General features: G+C 55.8%; 19 protein-coding genes. 10 read left to right on the top strand and 9 right to left on the bottom strand.

All coding sequences use genetic code 11. From position 1 onward, the window contains the following. Positions 1-32: 32 nt before the first annotated feature. The 8 genes from ACR0LN_RS12080 to ACR0LN_RS12045 form a co-directional block, all read right to left on the bottom strand. Positions 33-2,054 (bottom strand): putative 2-aminoethylphosphonate ABC transporter permease subunit, encoded by a 2,022-nt coding sequence (locus tag ACR0LN_RS12080; RefSeq protein WP_480429964.1) that lies wholly within the window; start codon positions 2,052-2,054, stop codon positions 33-35. After that, complete coding sequence (locus ACR0LN_RS12075; RefSeq protein ID WP_480429963.1) at positions 2,051-3,166, bottom strand: putative 2-aminoethylphosphonate ABC transporter ATP-binding protein; 1,116 nt, start codon at positions 3,164-3,166, stop codon at positions 2,051-2,053. Before ACR0LN_RS12075 ends, ACR0LN_RS12080 begins: the two co-directional genes overlap by 4 nt. 132 nt (positions 3,167-3,298) lie before the next feature. Next, positions 3,299-4,318, bottom strand: a complete 1,020-nt coding sequence (locus tag ACR0LN_RS12070; protein WP_480429962.1) for a putative 2-aminoethylphosphonate ABC transporter substrate-binding protein — start codon at positions 4,316-4,318, stop codon at positions 3,299-3,301. 232 nt (positions 4,319-4,550) lie between these two features. Continuing rightward, positions 4,551-6,080: a sulfatase-like hydrolase/transferase gene (locus tag ACR0LN_RS12065; protein ID WP_480429961.1), complete on the bottom strand. Its 1,530-nt coding sequence runs from the start codon at positions 6,078-6,080 to the stop codon at positions 4,551-4,553. 17 nt (positions 6,081-6,097) lie between these two features. Beyond that, entirely contained in the window at positions 6,098-6,937 is an 840-nt protein-coding gene (locus ACR0LN_RS12060) for an EamA family transporter (protein ID WP_480429960.1), read from the bottom strand. A 45-nt stretch (positions 6,938-6,982) separates the two neighbouring features. After that, the gene (locus ACR0LN_RS12055; protein WP_480429959.1) at positions 6,983-7,990 is read right to left on the bottom strand and encodes a GlxA family transcriptional regulator; all 1,008 of its coding nucleotides are present in this window, start codon (positions 7,988-7,990) and stop codon (positions 6,983-6,985) included. A gap of 32 nt (positions 7,991-8,022) precedes the next feature. Then, the gene (locus tag ACR0LN_RS12050; RefSeq protein ID WP_480429958.1) at positions 8,023-10,485 is read right to left on the bottom strand and encodes a GcvT family protein; all 2,463 of its coding nucleotides are present in this window, start codon (positions 10,483-10,485) and stop codon (positions 8,023-8,025) included. Positions 10,486-10,571: 86 nt separating this feature from the next. Next, entirely contained in the window at positions 10,572-11,357 is a 786-nt protein-coding gene (locus ACR0LN_RS12045) for a DeoR/GlpR family DNA-binding transcription regulator (RefSeq protein WP_480429957.1), read from the bottom strand. A 622-nt stretch (positions 11,358-11,979) separates the two neighbouring features. Between ACR0LN_RS12045 and ACR0LN_RS12040 the strand changes: the two genes are divergently transcribed. Beyond that, entirely contained in the window at positions 11,980-13,614 is a 1,635-nt protein-coding gene (locus ACR0LN_RS12040; RefSeq protein WP_480429956.1) for an RcgA family putative transporter, read from the top strand. After that, the gene (locus ACR0LN_RS12035) at positions 13,607-14,590 is read left to right on the top strand and encodes an alpha/beta hydrolase (RefSeq protein ID WP_480429955.1); all 984 of its coding nucleotides are present in this window, start codon (positions 13,607-13,609) and stop codon (positions 14,588-14,590) included. Before ACR0LN_RS12040 ends, ACR0LN_RS12035 begins: the two co-directional genes overlap by 8 nt. A gap of 46 nt (positions 14,591-14,636) precedes the next feature. On the opposite strand, the gene ACR0LN_RS12030 is transcribed toward ACR0LN_RS12035, so the two are convergent. Continuing rightward, on the bottom strand, positions 14,637-15,188 hold the full coding sequence (locus ACR0LN_RS12030; RefSeq protein ID WP_480429954.1) for a hypothetical protein: 552 nt from the start codon (positions 15,186-15,188) through the stop codon (positions 14,637-14,639). A 387-nt stretch (positions 15,189-15,575) separates the two neighbouring features. Between ACR0LN_RS12030 and ACR0LN_RS12025 the strand changes: the two genes are divergently transcribed. From ACR0LN_RS12025 to ACR0LN_RS11990, 8 genes are all read left to right on the top strand, one after another. Continuing rightward, a complete protein-coding gene (locus ACR0LN_RS12025; RefSeq protein WP_170717111.1) occupies positions 15,576-15,929 on the top strand; it encodes a hypothetical protein in 354 nt (117 codons plus the stop codon). Positions 15,930-15,975: 46 nt separating this feature from the next. After that, positions 15,976-16,389, top strand: coding sequence for a thermonuclease family protein (locus tag ACR0LN_RS12020; RefSeq protein ID WP_480429953.1), 414 nt, complete (start codon positions 15,976-15,978; stop codon positions 16,387-16,389). Positions 16,390-17,033: 644 nt separating this feature from the next. Further along, entirely contained in the window at positions 17,034-18,332 is a 1,299-nt protein-coding gene (locus tag ACR0LN_RS12015) for a DUF1173 family protein (protein ID WP_480429952.1), read from the top strand. A 373-nt stretch (positions 18,333-18,705) separates the two neighbouring features. Further along, complete coding sequence (locus ACR0LN_RS12010) at positions 18,706-19,161, top strand: lytic transglycosylase domain-containing protein (protein WP_480429951.1); 456 nt, start codon at positions 18,706-18,708, stop codon at positions 19,159-19,161. Between the two features lie 28 nt (positions 19,162-19,189). Then, positions 19,190-19,492 carry a TrbC/VirB2 family protein gene (locus ACR0LN_RS12005; protein WP_480429950.1) on the top strand — a complete coding sequence of 101 codons (303 nt, stop codon included), beginning with the start codon at positions 19,190-19,192 and terminating at the stop codon, positions 19,490-19,492. Beyond that, positions 19,492-19,782: a VirB3 family type IV secretion system protein gene (locus ACR0LN_RS12000; protein ID WP_480429949.1), complete on the top strand. Its 291-nt coding sequence runs from the start codon at positions 19,492-19,494 to the stop codon at positions 19,780-19,782. The genes ACR0LN_RS12005 and ACR0LN_RS12000 overlap by 1 nt, the downstream gene beginning before the upstream one ends. A 1-nt stretch (position 19,783) precedes the next feature. Next, a complete protein-coding gene (locus tag ACR0LN_RS11995) occupies positions 19,784-22,225 on the top strand; it encodes a VirB4 family type IV secretion/conjugal transfer ATPase (RefSeq protein ID WP_480429948.1) in 2,442 nt (813 codons plus the stop codon). Next, on the top strand, positions 22,222-22,401 hold the full coding sequence (locus tag ACR0LN_RS11990) for a hypothetical protein (RefSeq protein ID WP_480429947.1): 180 nt from the start codon (positions 22,222-22,224) through the stop codon (positions 22,399-22,401). The genes ACR0LN_RS11995 and ACR0LN_RS11990 overlap by 4 nt, the downstream gene beginning before the upstream one ends. Positions 22,402-22,415 lie beyond the last annotated feature (14 nt).

Genomic DNA, 22,415 nt, shown 5'->3' with positions numbered 1-22,415 from the left:
TTGGCGAGGCTTGGTATCGGCGGGAGTGACCGTCAGCGACTGCGCCAGGCCTGCGTGCGTTTTAATATGCCTTTAGACGCAATCAGGTGAATGATCCGGGCCGCAGCATTGGTGTAAAAGATCATCATGCCCATCGCCGCAGCTGGTGCAATATCCCCGGCATCATCCATATTCAGCACTGCGATAGACGCGAGTGTCGTTTTGGGCGAGTAGAGGAAAACGACCGCTGACACAGTCGTCATTGCATTGACGAACAGATAAATGGATATGTCCAAAACTGCTGGTAGACAGACTGGAACCGTAACACGCGCAAACAGTTTCATCGTCGGCTGTTTGAGAGAGGCCGAAACGGATTCGAACTCGCGGTCCATTTGTTTCAGCGCAGTCACCGCCGTCAGGTGCGATACAGTGTAAAAGTGCGTCACTGTACAGATCACCAGTATTGCCATGGTGCCGTAGATGCCGTTCAAGGGGTTTGAAGGGTTGTTGAAGAAGAAGATGTAAGACAGCCCCAGGACCATGCCCGGTATTGCCATCGGCAACATAGCGAACATCTGAAATATTGACCGTCCCGTGCGGAACCCTTGCGATTTTTCAACCAGATAGGCACCGAAGAACACAACAGTGGTGCCAATCACTGCGGTCAGCAAGGCCAACCGGATCGAATTGAAATACGATCCCCAACCACCGCCATCCATCTTGTCGAACTGATAGTTCCGCAGGCTCAGGCTCAGGTCATAGGGCCAGAACTTGATCAGCGCCGCAAATTGGCACACCGCTAAAAGACCGACGATGAACAGGCCGATCAGGCTGCAATAAATCAGGAACAGCCGGTCCGCCTTTGGGTTTGGGGTTGCCTGGTACGGCACCGACCGTGCGGATAGTAGCGCAACCTGTTTGGACTGGACCATACGGTCAATGGCAAAGGCCAGGATTGCCGGGATCACCAGAACCACTGACACAACCGCGCCCATCTCAAAGTTCTGCTGGCCGATCACCTGTTTGTAGATATCCACCGCAAGCACGTTGAACTGACCACCGATGACTTTGGGTAGACCGAAATCGGTGATCACCAGATTGAATACCACAAAGGCAGCAGAGATCAGACCATAGCGGGCACCAGGAACGGTGACCGTCCAGAATGTGCGCCACGGGGTCGATCGCAGGCTTGCCGCAGCCTCGTAAAGTCGCGCATCCGAGATTGCGAGCGCTGTTGATATGATCAGGAAGGCGTGCGGGAAGGTGAAAAAGACCGATCCGATCACAATGCCGATCGGGCCATAGATGCTAGCACCGAACAGCAGTTCCTTGATCATACCCTGATTGCCGAACAGGTACACCAAAGCGATACCCGGCAAAAGCGAGGGGACAAGGATCGGTGCCATCGCGATCAGGCGAAAGACACCCTTGAACCGCATACAGCTGCGATTGAGCGCATAGGCGAACCAAAAGGCCAGCGTTACTGTAACGATGGTACTGACAACGGATATCCAAAGCGAGTTCTTGATCGAATTGAACAGCGCAGGTGTCGAGAAGTAGTTTACAAAATTGTCCAGGCCCCGTGATTGCACGGGCCGCAACTGAACCCGGCGGAAGGTATTGGAATCAAGCTCGATCCAGTCGGTACTGTCCTGCAGAGTTGATCCGACCAGAAAGCGTCCGGTGTCGCTTGTGTTGCGGATCTGGTACATGACCGGACTGCGGAAGCTGAAATCCGGGAACAAACCTGTCACAGGCAAGCGTCCGTCCGAGCCTGTCACAAGATCGGTATCGGTGAATACTTCGGTCTGCCGGTTCAGCGCATCGCCTGTCAGAACTGTGCCGTCAAAAATGCCCGCCTCGTCGCTGACCTGAAACTCGTATTGCGACAGTTCCACCCGATAAGTGGAAAACGACTTGGACAGCATTGTGTAAAGCGGCAGCGCCAGAGTCACGATCAGATAGAGCACGATGACCATCATGCTGCCACGCATCAGTAAATCGTCACGGCTGAGCTTGGGCTTGATATCCGGTCCGGGGGGCAGGGTGCCAGTATTTGTGGAAATCGTGCTCATGCCTCGGTCTCCGCAACATCAAACGCCATCAGACGGTTTTCAGGAAGCTCAATCACCATGCTGCGCCCCTCTTCCAGTTCAAGACGGCGCACAGCATTGATCGAAAAATCAGCTATCAATTCTGATGACCCGAACCGCTCGTTGCTTAGACGGCAGCGCCAGAACGAGCCCAGAAACTCCATTTCATCAAGCGTCACTTCGATGCAGTTGCGGTTTCCGCTGGTATCCAGATACCCAGCTTCATGGGGAATGACGTCTTCCGGCCTGATTGCTGCAACAACTGGCGTTCCATCGTTGAACTGATGACCCAGGCAGGCAAAGGTTTTTTCACCCACGCTCAACCGCCCGCCCTTTGTAACCTGAGACTTAATCTGGTTCATTTCACCAATAAAATCGGCCACAAACAGGTTGGCCGGTTCCCGGTAGATTTCTGTAGGAGAACCCACCTGCTCAATAACTCCGTGATTCATGACCACGATACGATCAGCCATGGCCAACGCCTCTTCCTGGTCATGGGTCACCATCACGGTCGTCACGCCCAGCTTGCGCTGCAATTCCTTGATTTCGTGCCGTAAATGGACACGGACCTTGGCATCCAGCGCCGATAGAGGTTCGTCTAGCAGCAACAGGCCGGGCTTGGACGCGATGGCGCGTGCCAGTGCAATCCTTTGCTGTTGCCCACCCGACAACTGCGCCGGGTATTTCTTACCCTGATCGGGAAGGCCGACCAGATGCAGCAACTCGTTCACGCGGACTGCAATTTCAGATTTGCTGCGGCCCGAGTTTTCCAGACCAAAAGCGATGTTCTTCTCAATCGTGAGGTTGGGAAACAGCGCATAGGACTGAAATACAATCCCGAAATCTCGCTCGGACGGGGGTAGGTTGGACACGTCCATACCGTCCTGCATGACCGTACCCTTGGTTTGCAGGTCCAAACCTGCAATGGCACGCAGCAGAGTTGTTTTTCCACAGCCTGACGGGCCCAGAAAGCAGACAAACTCGCCTTCGTTGATTTCCAACGAAATATCTTTGAGTGCAAGAAAGCTGCCAAAGGCTTTCCACAGGTTTTGGATGCTGAGATACAGTTCACCGGGTGGCGTTTTCTGAAGCACGGGAGAAGTCCTCACATCTGCACCTCGGGCACGGCCGTACCTGGCCGGTCTGAACCGGGTGAGTAGGTTGTATTGTTGGGAACAAGAGTGTGGTGCGCAGGAGAGGCATGATCGCCCCTCCTGCGAATGGGATTACTTCGCTTCCGACTTTCCGTCATAGCGAGACTGCCATTCCTTCAGGATCGCCGCGCGATTGTTGGCAGCAAACTCAAAATCATTGTCAATCATGGCATCCAAAAGGCCCTCTGGGAAGTGCTCGACCGGCTTTGCGACGCCGGGATAGGCCACAACCGCATAACCGCTGTTGTACATCTCATTGGCTTCTTTGGTGACCGTGAAATCAACCAGTTTCTGAGCAGCTTCCAGATTCCCTGTGCCGGCGATAATCGCGGTTGCTTCCATGTCCCAGCCGACGCCCTCGGACGGCACGATGATCTCAAGCGGTGCGCCGTCCGCTTTGGATTTGGCACCGCGGAAAGCAAACGAGATACCGATCGGGATTTCGCCCGCAGCCGCCAGTTTGCAAGGTTTTGAGCCTGAATGGGTATAACGCGCGATATTCTCGTGCAGCGCATCCATGTATTCCCAGCCGCCGTCTTCACCAAACATCTGCAGCCAGCTAGAAACATCAAGGAACCCGGTGCCTGACGAGTTCGGGTTCGGCATGATTACCTGATCCTTGTACATTGGATCGGTAAGGTCCTTCCATGACGTTGGCGGCGTCAGCCCAGCCTTTTCGGCCTCGACCGTGTTGTAGCAAACCGACGCAACCCAGGCATCCATGCCAACCCAGGCTGGAGGATTGTCGCCGTCAACAAACTTGACATCAAGTTCTTCAACGCCAACCGGTGCGTAGGGTTCCAGCATGCCTTCCGACTTCAGCAGAAGCAGCGAGGTGGCCGCCAGCCCCCAGACGACGTCTGCCTGAGGGTTGTCCCGCTCCGCCAGCAATTTGGCGGTAATGATCCCGGTCGAGTCACGAACCCAGTTGATCTTGATATCAGGGTTGCTTTGGTTGAACGTCTCGGCATATCGAGCCAGGTCTTCGGCCTCGACGGCGGTATAAACGGTCAGTTCTGTCTCTGATGCCGCTGCCGTTGCAGTCAGTGTGCCGATGGCGAGAGCGGTTAGAAGTGCTGTTGTGTGTCTCATTGTCATCCTCTGTTGGTGATTTATTGGACAGTTTCGCCATTCTCGTGCGGCGTTTTCATTCAGATTAGCACCGACAGTTTGACAGATTATATTTTCAAGAAAAATCGATTATACCTTCAACGTTATAAGTTTGTCCTATGGATAAGATTGCCGTTTGCCGCATGGCGTTTACGATAGATTTGGTATCGCAGCGGCAGGTCTTCAACGTTTAAATTCGCGGCTTTGCATATGCTTAGTACGACCCGGTCTTAACGCCTCCAGGCCTCACAATCGTTTGAGCAAAGGTGGGATCGGCATTTTTCATGCGGTGTTCCAGCATCTTGCGGGTCAGGTGAAGCAGCGTTGGTGTGATTTCAGATTGCGCTGCGATAGACTCTGCTTCCCCACACTCGTCCATGTCAAAGAGTACTTGCGGCAGCCCTGCGCCAAACTCGACCAAGCGGTATTCTTTTGTGCGCAAAATGCCCAGATTCGCCTGTCGCGAGGTCAGACCCAACTCAACCATCCATGGGGTCGGCTTTACCGGATTGCCAAAATCGAACTCGGAAAAGTTGTAATCCGCCCCTTCCGTTTCCGTATCGTCCAAAATGCCAAGCAAACTTCGCCCGTTCATCGAAGACGGGGGGCTCGAACCGACTCTTTCGAGAATGGTGACGGATATATCGATGGACTCTGTGAACCCGGAATGCACTCGACCGTGCATATCAGGACGCGCGGGATCGCGCACAATCAAGGGCACATGATAGGCAGCATCATGGAAGGTACCTTTTCCCCACAGCCCGTAGTCGCCCAACATCTCACCGTGATCTGCGGTAACGATCAGAACGGTACTGTCCCACTGGCCGGACGTCCTAAGCCAGTCCACCACGCGCCCAATATGATGATCGACTTCCGTTGCCAACGCCAGATAAAGTGCCCGCAGTTGGGCGATGGTTTCCGGATCATTCATCAGATCGGGGAAGCCAACAACCATGCTTGATATCGGTTGCTTATCCTGTGCAGGGGCAAGAAACGGGTGCCAGTGCCGGTCTCCTAAGGGATCGCGGGTTGAACGTGGCGCAGGCATATCCCTTGGGTCATAGAGCGTATTGTAAGGTGCAGGTACCACAAGTGGAGGGTGCGGCCGGATAAAGGTGAGTGTCGCAAACCATCCCGGCTCAGCATCCTGCATTTTGGATAGAAACTGATCCGACAGAAACGCCGTATCGCTCATATCCGCCGGATACAAAGCCGGATCACCGACGTTCGGGCCGTTGGGGCGGTAGGTGTCGGGGTACGGGGGCAGGTCAATGCCCTGCTGCGACAGATGCGAAAGCCAGGCTCCAACATCTGATTCCATGCGCATTCTCACCGCCTCCTCAAAGCCAGGAAGTAATTCCTCATAGCTTTGAAGCCTTGGGTCATCGGGGGGTAGAACCCTGGGATCGCGGGTCGTGTCGGTATAGCCGAACAAACGTGGATTGTACCCGGCCTGTCGCATCGCACGTGGCAGGTTCGGGGTATCGTGCCGGAGCGGAGTGCCGTTTCGGACCGACCGGTGGTTAAAAGCATATTGCCCGGTGAACAGGGATGCCCGGCTTGGTCCGCAAGGCACTGTGACGGCAAAGTGGTTGGCAAAGCTGACGGCGTTTTCTTGAAGTCGCCGAAGGTTGGGCAATTGCGCTATTCGTCCGAGGCCATCCTGACCCAGAAGATCGAAGCGGAACTGATCGATGACGATCAGCAAGACATTCGGGCGTGTTTCTGTGTTTTCTGTCTGCAAGTTTTCCCCCAATCCCTTCAACTTGCCATCGCCAGAGCCACTATCCCAATCACCACGATGGTCGCAGCCAGAAGCCTGTTGGATTTTGGCCCTTCGCCGAACCACATGACACCAATAATCGAAGCAAAGATAACGGAACTCTCCCTGAGCGCGGACACCATGCCCAACGGCGCGATTGTCTTTGCATAAAGTACTAATCCATAGGCCAGGCCCGAGATGACACCGCCTGCGAGGCCTGCCCAGACATAGCGTCGAGGCAGAGTCACCACGCGCCGCCACCGGGTTGTGAAAATGAAACCGGCCACAAAAATCTCGGCCACAAACAACGCCGCGATATACCCCAACGTGTTCTCGGACAGCCGGATGCCAATACCGTCGACAAGTGAATAGGACGCAATCATCAGGCCGGTGCCAAAAGCAGCAGCGATGGCGATCCAGTTCGTGTGCTTGCCCAATCCGGTAAGGGAAAGGCACCCAATACCCAAGGAGATACAGGTAATGCCGATCCATGCCGCAGGCGGCAGAATTTCACCCGCGAACAGAATTGCACCCATGGCAACCAAAATCGGAGTCATCCCGCGTGAGATTGGATAGACCACCGACAGGTCGCCATGTTTGTAGGCGGTGTTCAAAAACCAATAGTACCCCCAATGAATCAGGGTCGAGCCAATGATAAAGGGAAAGGCCGCCCAGACCGGCAAGCCGGTGAATGGCAACACAAACATCGCTGGTATTGCATGGCCGAGCGAGACCAGCCCCAGAACGATGGCTTTGTCCGGCGCGCCTTTGACTACGGCATTCCATAGCGCGTGCAGAAAGGCTGCGGTCAAAACGATGAGAAGCGCGTGAATTGTCATACGAACCTGATGTCCTGAGGTAATGTGTTGAACGTCAGCAGCGCATCAAGTTTCGAACCTTGAGGCATTCATCCGGGCGCGTTCGCATGCTGGAGTTTGCCCGAACCTTTGTTTGTACTTCTGCGACAGCGTGGCATTGGACCCAAACCCACAGGCCAAGGCAACCTCGGTAAGCGTCAGATTGGTGAACCTGACGATTGCCTGGGCCTTTTCCAACCGCTCCTCCAGGTAGTAAGTTTTTGGGGTAAGCCCTGTTGCTGCTACAAATTTCCTTTCAAGTTGGCGCACCGAAATCCCTACTTCCTCAGCAATGCTCTTAATCTGGAGGGGTTCTTCCAGATTATACCGAAACAGTTCTATGGCCTTGTCAACAACGATGTCGCCGGTAAAGCCGTTGTCGACTTGGGCGATGTCGTGTGCGCAAGCGATACACCTGCCGAAATTCGGTCTGTAGCTCAGGAATTTCCGGTTTAACCGGGGTTGTTCCTGCGGAGTAAGGGTGTCGCTTGTAGTCTTGGACAGCAGGTTGAGCAGAGAGAATCGTGATCCTGCAGACCATATCGCTCCACGAGCGTGGCTATCGTTGGATGCGGGCGTGATACTTGGGAACTGTTCCTCCAACGCGCTCAGTACTGGGGCTGTTGCGGCGACCGTCGAACCACTAAGAAGCCCGGTATGCGCCAGCGGGATCAAGGCCGCTTCAACCGCCCCCAGAACCCGTCCTGCCCTGAGTTGTGCGCGTGCCACGCGGCCGAGGATACTCTGCAGATCAGGAGGAAGGACTGGCCCGCCGACCAGGAACAGATAGCCGCATCGCGCCGTGTCGTCATTGATGCGGCAGGTGCTCAAGCTTACTCCGCATTCGCTCTGCACGTCAGTGCCTTTAAGCGACAAGACCGAGACTCTGAATTGTATGTCAGCGGCCAGCTGGTTCGCCGCCTTTAGATAGGCCAGCCCCACCGAGAGCTGATCCAGAGGCAGGCCATCCCAGCACAAAAAGCCAATCTCTGTGGCATGACCCGTGTCGGGTTCGATAACCGAACAGTGTTTCATTCCGGGTCACGCCGTCTGAGTTTCATCGGGGCCTAGCCGTCCGCTTTGGGTCGTTCGCTTTTGGCATCATAGGGGGTTCGGATATGCGCCGTTGCAGACAGTCGGCTTCCGGCAAGGTCGATCTCGAACTTGCCCTTGGCAATGTAGTCCGCCGTCACGCGTTCGGGTGCATCCAACTGACACAAGGCAACTGACGCGCCCAGCGTGTGACCATAGGCGGCCGAGCGGACCTCGCCGATTTCGACGCCGTCATACAGCACAGCCTCGCCGCCCCACAGCTGTGGCGCGTCATCGTCCAGTACCAGCTGTACGATACGGGTTTTCAGGTGATCGGGGTCCGCTTTTGCGGCCAACAGTGCCTCTCTCCCGATGAAGCCGCCGGGTTTTTCATAGTCCACGGCAAAGTTCAGACCAGCCTGGATTGGCGTGATGTCTGGGGTCAACTCGCGGCTCCATGCGCGGAAGCCTTTCTCAATCCGCAGACCTTCCAGCGCATAGTAGCCGGCGTCGATCATACCGAACGGGGCCCCTTCGCGCATCAGGTCATCGTAGACGCCTGCCGAAAATTCGACCGGCACGATCAGTTCCCAACCCAATTCGCCGACATAGGTCATGCGGTTAGCCAGAACGGTGGCATAGCCCAGATCAATTTCCTGAACGGTGGCAAACGGGAAGGCTGCGTTCGAAAGGTCCACCTTCGTCAGCTTTTTCAGAACATCGCGCGAATTTGGACCCATCACCGACAACACTGACCATGCAGCCGTCACATCCGTTAGGAAGACATGGGCGTCTTTGCTGAAATTCTTGCGGACCCAGTCCGCGTCATGAATGGTTTGGGCCGATCCTGTGATCAGCATAAATTCTTGCTCTTTCAGTCGCAGAACCGTCAGGTCGGATTCATATCCCCCGCGTTCGTTCAGCAAGCCAGTGTACACTGTCTGCCCCACGGGCACGTCTACATTTGCGGCGCAGATTCTGTTCAACTCGCGGCAAGCATCGCGCCCTTGCACAAGCAATTTCGAGAACGAGCTCTGGTCAAACAGCGTGACCGCTTCGCGTGTGGCCTTGTGTTCTTTGCCCACGTTGTGGTGCCAGTTCTGACGACCAAAGCTGTAGCCGATCTCGGTCTTTTCACCATCCTCAGCAAAATAGTTCGCCCTCTCCCACCCCATTTTCGATCCAAACACGGCGTTCTTGGCCACCAGCCGATCATAGAGAGCCGAGCGGCGAAACGGCCGCGCCGTGTCCAGTTCCCGGTTAGGCCAGGGCATCGCATAGTGCAGGCCCAGCGTTTCCTTGACACGGTCATGCAGCCATGTGGGGTTATTGTTAAAACTTGCAAACCGCCGGATATCGACCGCAAACAGGTCCGAGGTTGGCGCCCCTTCGACAATCCATTCGGCAAGCGCGCGTCCGGCCCCACCTGCACTGGCAATCCCCATCGAGTTGAAGCCCGCGCCAACAAAGAAATTCTTCAACTCGGGCGCTTCGCCCAGCAGATAGTTATTGTCTGGAGTAAAGCTCTCAGGCCCGTTGTAGAACTGACGTACGCCAGTCTCGGCCATGCTGGGCACGCGGATCAGTGCATTTTCCATCAAGATTTCGAACTGATCCCAGTCATCTTCGAGAAGCTGGAAAAAGAAGTTATCGGGTATGCCATCCATGCCCCATGGCTTGGCGTCCGGTTCAAAGCCGCCCATTACCAGGCCGCCTGTCTCTTCCTTGAAATAGATATAGCCATCTGGGTCGCGCAGAACGGGCAGGTCGGGCCTCACACCTTCGATCTGCTCGGTCACGATGTAGTAGTGTTCAGCAGAGTGCAGAGGCACATTGACGCCGCACATCTTGCCCAGTTGCCGGGCCCATTGTCCACCGCAGTTCACCACAATCTCGGCATTGATCGTGCCCTGATCGGTGACCACGCCGGTGACAGTGCCATCTTTGGTCAGAATGTCAGTGACCTTGATTCCTTCGATCACCTTCGCGCCACCCATGCGCGCGCCTTTGGCCAGTGACTGGGTCAGATCAGTCGGGTTGGCCTTACCGTCGCCGGGCATCCATAGCCCGCCTTTGACGTCGTCCACCTGCATCACTGGCCATTTGTCCTGCGCCTCCTGCGGGGTGACGACCTGGACCTCGACTCCCTGCGCCCGCGCAGCAGCAGCGGTGCGCATCAGCATGGTCATTCGGTTCTCAGTCCGTGCCACTGTTACCGATCCGCATTCCATCCAGCCAGTGGCAAGCCCGGTCTCGGCTTCAAGCTGTGAATACAGCTCGGTCGAATAGCGGATCAGGTTGGTCATCGCGGGCTGGCTGCGCAGCTGACCGACCAAACCCGCGGCGTGCCATGTGGTGCCACAGCTCAGCTGCCCCTGTTCCAACAGCACAACATCTCGATGCCCCATCTTCGTCAGGTGATATGCTACCGAGCAGCCAACGATACCGCCCCCTACGATGACATATTGCGCGCTTTGCGGAAGTTGGATGTCGGCCATTGCCTTGCTCCGTACAGAAGGAATCGGGTATTTGCCCACCTTATCGGCACTTTGCAAAACTTGGCAATATTTTTCTTTTGTTGGCGTTAGACGCTGACAACATCAACGGGTTGGTCTCTAATCACTTCCGAAATGCCTTTGGGCAACTCGCCGTCGACCACTAGCGTAACATCCACAGGCAGTGGTTTCATCGCAACTTGCCCCACCACATCGAATTTGCTGCTGTCCGCCAATAGGAACGGGCGTTGCGACCGCTCTATCATTGTGTGTCGCAGGTTTGCACCTTCCAGCGAAAAATCGGTGAACAAGGTCCGAGCGCTAATCCCACCAACTCCGATCAGCGCAAATTCTGCATTGTATCGGGAAAGGTGGTCCAGTGTGTCCAAACCCATTGTAGCGTTCTCCGAAAAATCTAACCGCCCGCCCAGCAAGGTGACCTCTTCAGCCGCTGGCGCTAGTACCGAAGCTATGCTTAAATCATTGGTGTAAATTGTTAAATATTGGTGATTGGTCGCCAAGGCTTTCGCTGCCGCGAGTGTCGTCGAGCCGCTATCAATGATCACACTCGCTCCATCCGGGATTATGCTGGCTACGTAATTGCCAATACGTTCTTTGCCTGCTCGATTGGTCTGAGTGCGATCGACCATGGGGGGTTCGTGCGTACGCACACTGGTCGCTCCACCGCGTATCTGGTTGAGCTTGTTTGCCTGCGCCAGTTGCTCGATATCCTTACGAACTGTCTCTCGCGAAACGCCGAGCCGATCGGTCAAGGCTCGGATAGAAACAGCAGGTTGACGCGAAACTTCTTCAAGGATTATTGCATGTCGTTCGGATGGTAGCATCGTTTTATCTTCCGGCTCAAGGATGCCCAAGTTTGCCAAATTTCGCAAACAGGGTCCAGCCCGGTTTAATACAGGAGAGTGTTACAGTGCCCACTCCACGAAGCCAGCCGCGTAGCGGAAGCCCTGGCTGCGCCTCTGATTAACGGGTGTAGGCCGAACTCGGTTTAGAATGTACCCCCGGCTACAATCCAGTACCCGTATGTGAAATTATGAGAATTATACGTCTTTTGACATTGCAGCAGCAGAATGAGCTAGTTTCTCAAAGACGAAGGCGCGCTGTGGGAGATAGCTCTACCACCTTCAACCCACTGTCGGATGCGACGCTTACCTGTCCGTTGTTCCACGCATAGACAAGCACCACTGTTTTACCAGTGTGGGCATCCTGCACCTCAATGATCGGTTCGGCTCTTTTCGCGCGCTCGCTTGTTTGCTGTGTCTGCATTTTCGTTCCTTGGTAACCTGCAGGTCCATTCCTCAAAACCCAGCGTCAAGCGAAGGGAAGGGGACTGTCGACTGCTCGATTTTTGCGATCCACCTCAGAAAACGAAGCGGGATTTTGCTCAACTTATAGCTGAGTATCTCGGCTCGTTGACAATCGCACGAAACAAAACGACACAGGACGAAATGGAACGAAACGAAAGCGTGGAAGCCATTGACCAAGCGCGGGAAATACTTTGTTCCTCCGCCGAAAAACGGCAGCGACATCAAAGAGCTCTTTAAGTACTTGATGTCAGTCGGCGCTGGTCTACCGACTGACCAGACAGGATTGCCAGTCGGTTCCTGGACCCCGGAACTTCTTGCTGGCACCATATCGCAATTCGAAACCAACAAAACGGGCGTAGACCTTCGGACCGTTCAGCATTGGTTTCAGGACAATGACAAAGGCATTAGCGCGGACAACATTCATTGGCTGGCGCGCATCTTCGGTTGCGACAATCCTGAGGCCATCACCGCGTGGAGAGCGGAACTCAATACGGCCAATAGACGATTAGCAACAAAGCGGCGAGAGAGGCGGAGCAATCAAAAGCGCGATTTGAAGATTTCTGCCGGCACGACAAAAGACGGAGACCAAAGTGCGCGCGCGAGCATAACGAAACGCGACAAGAGGGTGGAGCCGACGAAAATCCCGGGGTTGGCCGGACGAACGGAGGCGATGTTCAGTGCTCGTTCTTCTTTGGGCTTGCCTGCCGTCGTGTTCGCCGCCGCCACCGCTTTGGGGCTGATGTCGTTTTCATTGAACATTCACAGCGTTTTTTTCGCACTTCCGACCGGTCCGACAAAGCAAGTCGGTTTTTTGTGGGCCCCGAATTGGACAGTTGTATTTCTTATACTTCTACCAATCTACTTCGCCGTGTTGGTCAATCTGTTAAAGCGGTGGAAAGAAGAATGGCGACCTGGCTTGGTAACGAGGTTGAGCTCCACATCGCCACGCACAAACTGGGCAAGCAGGGTTACCACGATGTCCTATGTCTATTGGGCGGTATTTGTAGTGACCGTTTTGATAGCCTCAGCGTTCAACTGGGTGGAAACACATCTGATCCCTTTGCTGACCGGGGATGCAGGGAACTGGCCGGTGGATTGGGGAAGAATTGCGATCTTCCAACCTGATCTGGTTTCAGTTCCGAACGCCATTGTTTTCTCCGGGCTCGTCTTTCTGCTGAATGCTTTTGGGTCCTATCTGTTCTTTGCCGGCTTGATCGTCCTCTATACGCTCACCGATGATTTTGTCGATTTTTCTACCGGCCTCGCCCACGAAGGGGCTGAAGAACAGCGGCGGCGTCTGGCAAAGATCGGCGACGCCCTGATTGTTGGAGTTTTCCGCTGTTGTTCCTTGGGGTTGATGATCACCATCTTGATGAAGCTGCAGGCCGGCTTCCTGCTCTCGGACGGCAGGGACATCGTTGGTTGGCTGGCAGCCGATCTGCAAGCCCCCATTCGGAGTAGCGTCCCCCAAATTAACGGATACGGCTTCCATCAGAATGTGCCGGGAATCTATTACAGCTTCTTCTGTCTGTTTGTGATTTTCGCAGTGTTTGTGATCTGCACAGCCAGAATACGTAAAGCGGTAACGAACCTAGGCCTGCTGAAAGGCGATAACGCGGAAAGATTGTCCTTGATGGCGATGTATGGGGTCCTGCTCATGTTGACGGTGACCTATATGCTCATTGGTGTGTTTCCCGGCTTCACGATCCTTTTGGTTACGGCCCTAGTCTTGGCTGCATGTTTCCTTACACGTCCCACCTTGGGTCGGCTGAACGCAACGAAAACGAGAGAATTAGATGCTTAAGACCATTGCTCTGGATACAGCCCCCATTCATCCCCATGTCGCGGAAGGCCCATCCGATGTGCGCGCCTATTGGGTACTTGCCGATGACAGTGTTCGTCTCAGGGTGGCCCGCTGGCCAACAGAGAAATCCTCCAAAGGTACTGTCTTCCTGTTTCAGGGGAGAACGGAAAACATCGAAAAATACGGACGAACGGTGGAGTATCTGCATCGCGCTGGCTACACTGCCTTCGCAGTTGATTGGCGCGGCCAGGGACTTTCCGACAGGCTCACTGAAGATCCGATGATGGGCCATGTCGTCAGGTTCTCTGACTACCAGAAGGATGTTGCTGCTGCGGTCGATGCGGCCAAGTCAATCAACTTGCCGCAGCCTTGGTACCTCGTCGGGCACTCTCTGGGCGCATGCGTCGGTCTGCGTGCGATAATCGAAGGTCTTCCAGTTTCAGCATGCGCGTTCACGGCCCCCCTGTGGGACATTAACTTGCCGACATTGCAGCGGCTCGGAGCATGGCCTCTATCAGGTGCGTTTCAAGCTCTTGGAAAAGGCGCCACCTATGCTCCCGGCACCCGTGGCAAGAGCTATGTGCTGACAACGGATTTCGACGACAACCGACTGACACATGACCCAGATATGTACCAGTACTATCGGAACGTTTCGGAATCCCTGCCTGACCAGCAGATCGGCGGGCCCAGTATGTCTTGGTTGTTTCAAGCCCTCAAAGAAACTCGAGCACTTTCTAAGCTGAAGTCTCCCGACATCCCGTGTCTCACGTTTTGCGGCGCTGAGGACGAAATCGTCGCAATCCCCGCAATCAAGGACAGAATGGCACGTTGGCCCAACGGGAAATTCGAGCTGATGCAAAACGCGAGGCACGACGTCTTGTATGAGGTGCCAAGTGTTCGCGAAAACGTGTTGGCTCAAATTTGTGAGCTTTTCGGGTCAACAAACAAAGACAGGCCGATAGCGTCGACCTCATAGGCTAGCCGTGCTCTGGCCGCGCTCAGATAGCTACTGTTTTTCTCCGCTAGTACGGCACGAGCACATAGTCGTAGCGGCCAAAAATGTCCGACCATTCCACACCAACCCCGCGGTAGTTGCTCGGACATTGTCGCCGCAAAGGCAACCACGCAGGACGCGGACCAGGTGCGCGATCGGACCAACTGAATCTGGCGTTTTCGTCGTACGATCCGACGTCCATATCCAAACGGGTTTCACAAGGCCCTTCGCGTTCCCGCACTTTGTAGCTGTAGTGACGGACGTGCCACACCCGTATGGATCGAACCACGTCGAAATCGGGAGATGATAGATTCACGTTTGCCAAAGTGGGCTCAGGAAGGGCAGGGGACCCAGCACCGATAGTTGCCAGCGGTGTTTCCCTTGTTCCAAGCGGCGTCCATTTCAAGGCATCGGAGACATCGAGCATTGACCAAGAGTCCCGAGAGTAAGTGACATCTACAACTTGCGGGGTCTTGCCATACGTCCCGGGCAATTCAGGAAGCGGGTTAGCACTTGAAGATTTGATGGCATCAAGACGCTGCATGGGTGACATGTCGGCAGAACCCGCGGTTACGCCCATTGGGCATCGCCAGAGTTGAAGAGGCGGTTCGACCGGCAGGGGGGTGATACGCCGGATGAACTCGGCCCGAGCGGCATTGCAATCTGGTGTACTGGGCCACCCTCCAGCAAGGCATAAGAAAATCGCACAGTCGATTGGGTAGGCGTAAGTCGGAGCAGTGAATCCAAGAGCAGCAGCAGATGTGCATCCCAGTAGCTTCAGTCGAAACATGGTGTTGTCCTTTCGGCAGCAATGATTTCGGGGATCGTTTGCGCTGATTTCTGCAAAAAAGTTAATCATTATATTTTCTGTTTTGCAAATTTTAAATTTTGCAGTATTGAAATTACCAGATTCAAACTTTCGGAGAATTCGAAAGAATGCAAGAAGTCGTCCTATAGGGGGACGACCATGCCGCACAGAAAGAACTTTCCATTGATCACCCAAGGTGAAGCACGAGACCTTGATGCATCAGGTAAGGACTATGAGTTTCGGTATGACCTAGTCGAGCTGGGGCAAAATGGACGTCCGCAATACATTTGCATTTACCGCTATGACGGTAAGGACAACGTCCTCATCTCTGAGAGGGCGACGTCTCAAGGAGTTGTTCCCCGAAGACTGTCACTGTTTCCGGGCCTCTTCAATTTTCACAGCCGGTTTAGGCAGGGCAGTGACATTACTCTGCACAATGATCTCACCATCACGACAGATGGTGTGCGGGGGCAGATTAACCTGGATTTCGATAAGGAAGAAGACGAGGACTAAGGTCACACCGCTAAGGCTTTGCTATTCCAACGGGAGGGCAAGCCAGGTGAAAAAGCTTCTTTCTCTCACGGCTATACTACTCTGTGCAGCGTTGCTCGCAGATCTGGTCGGGCGTCGGATTTCGACATTGAAGGTGTCAGCCTCTGATATACTCGTTCTTGACGGGGATACAATTGATCACGGCGATGACAGATATCGTCTTGTGGGTTTTGATACGCCTGAAACCTATCGATCCCAATGTGCCGCCGAAAAAGCGTTGGGTTTGAAAGCCAAGATCCGGCTTACAGAACTCATCCATACAGCCGGGCACGTTAATCTCGAAATCGAAGACGAGGTCGACAGGCATGGCCGCTTCCTGGCGGTCGGTCGTGTGGATAGGCGGGATGTTGGGGCAACTCTGATTTCTGAGGGTCTCGCACGCGAATATTGGGGCGGCAAACGCCTGTCCTGGTGCCCGTAAACTGAAAGACTGGAAACAAGAATACTGCAGGAGGAAGAAAACTAGATCGAGCAGTTAACGGCCCTGTCGGTTGCGCCAACAACTGACAGGGCCAGAGACGCCCCAAAGCCATCCGGGGCAATTCTCACGCATCAAGAGAAAACCGTAACGATGAAGAAAACAGCAAACCTTGATGCTGTTCCTAAAAAGGACAGCACAGCGGCGGAGTCAATCGCATTGACTTCCGTAGACCAGCGCGCGCCTCGGTCAGCTTTGAAGCCTCTAGTGGATTCCGAAGATTGCAGGGTGTCAATGCCGGCCAAAACACTGGGCCACTCTGTCTCGTGTAATCCGTTTTATGTAAAATATACTGATCAAGTTTCTGACGACAACACGGCACCCATTGTGGTCTGTAGACCCTCGTCAACGGCCTCAGCATTGCCTGAGGGTTTCCAGAATGGCCTCTCTTCGATGCATGTGGTGCTACACCGAAGAGAGAGTGTGACCAGGTTCAGACGGATCTGCGCCCAGCACATAACCGCCACCTACAAAGCAGCAGGAACGGTATCTTTTAGGCTATCCAAGCCAATCCTTTCAAAACAACGCGAAATCAAATCTAATCACGGATTTGTCAACACGCCTCAGCGCAGTCTGGGGGCCACAGAATGACCCTGTTTCTGAATGGCAATCCTCTGGTGGTCGAGAGCGAAGCGGGTCAACGCGCCCTGACGGTCGCGCATGGCGCGGGCACCCGCGTGGACTGTGGGTGCCGCAAGCCTGCCCCGGAAATGTACATCGCGGCGACCGCTGGCAAGTTCATCGTCAAACGGATGCCCGGTACCGGTCCGGATCATGCGATTGATTGCCCGTCCTTCCTGCCATCTGAAGAACTCTCGGGCCTAGCACAGGTTCAGGCGTCGGCCATCACCGAAGATCCTGACGATGGCACCACGACGCTTAAACTGGGCTTTCCGCTGCGCAAGAACAGCAAAAGCCGGACCGCACCAGAACAGACAGACGCAAAACCAACCGAGGCCAAGGTTGCCCCGCGCAAGCTGACGATCACAAGCGTTCTGCACTTCCTCTGGCATGAGGCGGATCTGGGCAAGTGGTATCCGAGAATGGAAGGAAAGCGGTTCTGGGGCGTGATCCACCACGCCCTGCGTCGGGCCGCGGCGGCGAAGATCGTCAAGGGCCAGGACCTGGCCTGCATCCTCTATGTCCCGGAATTTTTCAAACTCGACGACAAGCCCCAGATCGCGGCCCGACGGAACCGGGTGTTTGCAAACCTGCGTCCTGCCGGGCGCGGCGCAACCCTGTTTGGTCTGGTGATTGCCGAATACAAGGCCATGGAACCGACCGCGCACGGTGCGCGCTTCATTTTTAAACATGCGCCTGACTGCGCGTTCTTCGCGGATGCCGATCTGGCCACGAAGTTCGACAAGGTGTTCGGGGATCAATTGCGGCTCCTTGAAGCCATGGGATCCGGTCATGCCATCGTGATCGCCAGCTTCTCCATCGCCAAGGCGGGTTACCCGGTTCTCCATGAAATCGGCGTGATGCTGGTGACGGAGAACTGGATTCCGTTTGAAGGCCTCCGCGAACTGGAAGTGCTGACTGCGCTGACCGAACAGTCCCGCGCCTTCCAGAAACAGATGCGGTTCAACCTGCCGGCAGATGCACCAATCGCATCCGCTGTTCTGCTGGACACGCCAGATCCTGTTGCCGTGTTCGTTGCGGATAATCCCGACGACGCCGGTGCGCTGGCACTGCTCACCACCGCCTCGGAAGAAGGGCACTACCCGAGCTGGTGCTGGTTCGACGATGGGCCGATGCGCCCGTTTCCGGATCGTGGCGCGTCTCCCTCCAGCCGCCACTCACGACCACCGGAGGGGGAGGCGGACGAAACCTGGGACAACCCAATTCCAAGCGGAGCAATCGAAAGGTTCCCCGATGAGGATTGAAAAGCTTCAAAACAATGGCCGCGTCGACAATTTGTGTGGACCGGGATGGGTTCCCTCCCCGCCGACAGGACGAACACGCGGCGGAGAGAGATGCCGATCAATCCGGGTTTGGGATGGGATTAGATCGGCAGACCTCCCCTATTTCAATCCACTCCAAGTCTCAAAAGGACAATCGGCAGACATTAGAAACGTGTTCAAACCGTTGCTGATTAGCCTCCCTTTAATCGCAGCATTCGCCTCATTTGCCCAATCGCAGAATGACGAAGCCGCAATTTGTGCGGGTCGCGATCGCCCAATTTTGAGTGGAGGGCGCTTGCTGTGTGTGACCGCCCCCGCCCGCACCTGCCTGGAACCGTCATTCCGGGCAGGTGCAATGGTATGCCTCAGATATGAGGACGGAAGCAATCCGGAACAGGTTGTTTCGAGGAATGCAACCCCGCGGCCCAATGGCGAATGGGCTGAGGAAGCAGAACGCGCCGCAAAACGCCACGGTGTTCCGGTGCCGCTGTTTCATGCGCTGGTGCATCAGGAAAGCCGCTGGAATGCGAACGCGGTCAGCCCGAAAGGCGCGCTGGGACTGGCCCAGCTGATGCCGCCCACTGCCGCAGCGCTCGGTGTCGATCCTCATGACCCGGTGCAAAACCTCGATGGCGGCGCGCGGTATCTGAAAGCCATGTTCCTGAAGTTCGGCACATGGCGTTTGGCGCTGGCCGCATACAACGCCGGACCCAGTGCCGTGGAACGCTATGAAGGCGTCCCGCCTTACCCGGAAACCACCCATTACGTCGCAACCGTTCTCGAAGGGGCCGGGCTCCCGCCCGACGCCTGAACACCCCAGTCCAAGGAGACTATCTTACATGAATCGCAACCCTCAAAACGTCGTCTTGCTGGCCGCGCTGGCCCTCGTGGCGTTCAGCAGCCCGGCCTTGGCTCAGTCATTGTTTGACGCGCCGGTGTCCATCCTGACCCAGATCCGGACCTTTGTGACGGGCGCCAACGGTATTCTGCTCGGTGGTGCAGCCATTGCGCTGGCCGGCATTTCGGCCGCCAGCCCACGTGTGCCGGTCACATGGGGCCATTTCTTTGTGATCCTCGTCGTGCTGGGCATCTTCTACGGTGCGTTTGGCATTGCCGAAGCCATTCAGGGCTTTGCGACCTGATGAGCGACGACAACCGCATATTCCAGGCGATCACCCGGCCCTCTGAACGGGCCGGGATGCCGATGACGTTTCACATTGTGGCGCTCAGCATCCCCCTGATGACTTTCATCATGACGCAGGGCTTTTTGGGCTTCTGGGGATTGCTCGCCGTCGCCCCGTCTTATGCCGCCGCCCGCTGGATTGTGAGCGTCGATCCGTACCTGCCGGATCATGTCGCCACCATGGCTGACTGCAAACTGTTCACCCCAAACAAGCCCTACTGGGGTGGCAATTCCTACACCGGAGACTGACTTGAACATTCACCCCGAGATACAAAAGGCCATGCCGTCTGCGCGCCGCGCCGCGCGAGAGGTGCCAGCGACCACGCATATCCCGTTTGTGCGTTTCCTGCGGGACGGGACGTTCACGACGCGCAACGGTGATCTGGTGGCGGTGTTGGAACTCAAGGGGTTCATCCACGAAACCGCTGACCGGGCCGCGATCAAAGCCGCCAATGACACACTGGCCCGGTTGGTCTCCAGCTTTGAAGACAATCGGACGGCTTTTTACAGCCATATCATTCGCACCAAAGTGAAGCTGTCCGACACGCTGCCCCCTGTGAGCGAGCCCGCTTTCTCTGCAAAACTGGACAATCACTATCGAGACCAGCTGGACCAGGACGAAACTTATCAGCTACGCCACTTCCTAACGATCGTTCGGCGCCCGTACACTAGCGGCAAGCGGTTGCTGGATGCGGTGTTGCGGTCTCTGCGCTCAGCGACAACAGATCCAGCCGCAAGTGCCGCCCGCGAAAAGAACCGCAAAGCCCTGCACGTGGCCGCAGAACAGGCGATGCGGGATCTGTCCGTATTCGGTGCGCGCAGGCTCACCGGCTCAGAGGCAGATCGATGCCACACGCTGTCATTTCTCTCAATGCTGCAAAGCGGGATTTGGCAAAAGGCCCCAGCAGTCTGGACACATCTCGCGGATGCGGTGCCAAACGGGCGTATCACTTTCCGCAAAGACCATGTTCACAGCCTGTCTCCGGGCGGGGACAAGGATCGGTTTGCGGCGGTCTTTGCGGTCAACGCCTATCCGGAACGGTCCAAATACTACATGTTCGATGAGCTTTTGGGGGAACGCTGTGAGTTCATTGCGACCCAGTGTTATGCGCCGATGGACCGTGTGTCAGGCGGCACCAAGATCCGCGATGCCGAACGCGGTATGGCCGACGCGGGTGATGAAGCCGAAACTTTGCAAAAGGATCTGAAGGACGCACGTGATGCGATTGCCTCCCGTGCCATGTCCATCGGCCGGCACCACTTCACCGTGGCTGTTCTTGGAGGCACCCGTGACGAGATGGAAGACGCGGCTACGCGCGTGAACTCTTCACTGACGGGCGCGGACCTGCGTACCCGGCGCGAAGATATTGGGTTGGAAGCGGCCTGGTGGGCGCAGCTGCCCGGCAACTTCGCCTATCAGGCGCGATCCAAGAAGCGCTTTGTCTCTGACAAGAACTTTGCCGATTTCTCCAACCTGCATTCCTGGCCGACCGGATCGCGGGAAAGACTGCGCTGGGGCGGGCCTGTGGCGGCGTTCCGGACGCTGGGCAGCACGCCTTATTGGTTCTCTTTCCACCGTGAAGGCTCTGATAGATCCAAGGGGCCAGGAACCACGGCCATCTTTGGGGCGACCGGTGAAGGTAAAACCCTGCTGGCCAACTTCCTGATGTCCAGCTGCTACCGCCTGCCCGAACACCCGCATCTTATTGCCTTTGATAAAGACCGGGGATCGGAAACCTTCATCCGTGCGATTGGCGGCACGTACCTTCAACTCAAATCCGGTATGAACCTTGGCTTCAATCCGTTTGCTGTTGCGACCGACGAAGTTGGGATCGAATGGCTTGAGGGCTTTATTCAACGCCTGACCGGTGCGGACAAACTCACCCCGGAACAGGAACGGCGGATCGCAACAGGTCTGAGGCGCTTGGCCAATGGTGATCCGGCTCTGCGCACATTCTCGGATTTTGCCGACACATTGCGGTCTGTGGATGATGCTGACGCGCCGGTGCAGCTGCTCGATGCGCTGAGCAAATGGTATGGGTCCGGCAATCGCGCCTGGCTGTTTGATAACGCGCAAGACAGTTTCAACCTCGATCAAGCCGTGACCGCGTTTGACATGACGGCCCTGCTGAAAGCGTCGGATATCCGCCTGCCCCTGCTGGATTACCTTTTCTACCGCATCGAGCGCAAACTGGCCGAGGGCAAGCCGCTGATCATCATGGTGGATGAAGCCTGGGCCTTGTTTGACGATCCCCGGTTTGGTCCCCGTATTCAGGACTGGATCAAAACCATCCGGAAGCTGGATGGCATTCTGGTCTTCATGACGCAGGAAACGTCGGACGCGGCCAAATCCTCTATCTCGGACACGCTGATCCAGTCGACGGAAAACCGCATCTTCTTTGCCAACCCCAAAGCGGACCGCAAAACCTATGTGGATGCGTTCCGGCTCACTGAGGCCGAGTTCAGCGCGATTTCATCCATGCCACCCAAATCCCGTCTGGTGCTGATCAATGACGGAGACGGATCGGCCGTTGTCTCGACGCGGCTTGAGCTGCCCGAACAATTCTATCGGGTGTTGTCAGCGACAGGCGACAGCCTTGCCGAGATGGATCAACTGCGCGCCGAGTACGGCGAAGACGGCTGGCTCGCCGCCTTTATGTCCCCCAAAGCCCCACTGGAGACCCCCCAATGATCCGCACACTTGTCCTCGTTGCCCTTGGCCTGCCGCTTCTCGGAGCCTGCACCATTACCGGTGATGCTCTCGATCCGCCCCGCGAGCTGAAGGCCAATTGCAACATCGCAGACGCAGAGCCGGTCCCTCAGACCGGTCTTGCCACCACCCTGCCGCTCAGCATCGGTAAAATCTGACCCCTCCCCTGAAA

The organism is Ruegeria sp. AA6, assembly GCF_056542865.1.
The sequence above is the reverse complement of the archived record's forward strand: the minus strand, read 5'-3'. Positions and strand labels throughout refer to the sequence as shown.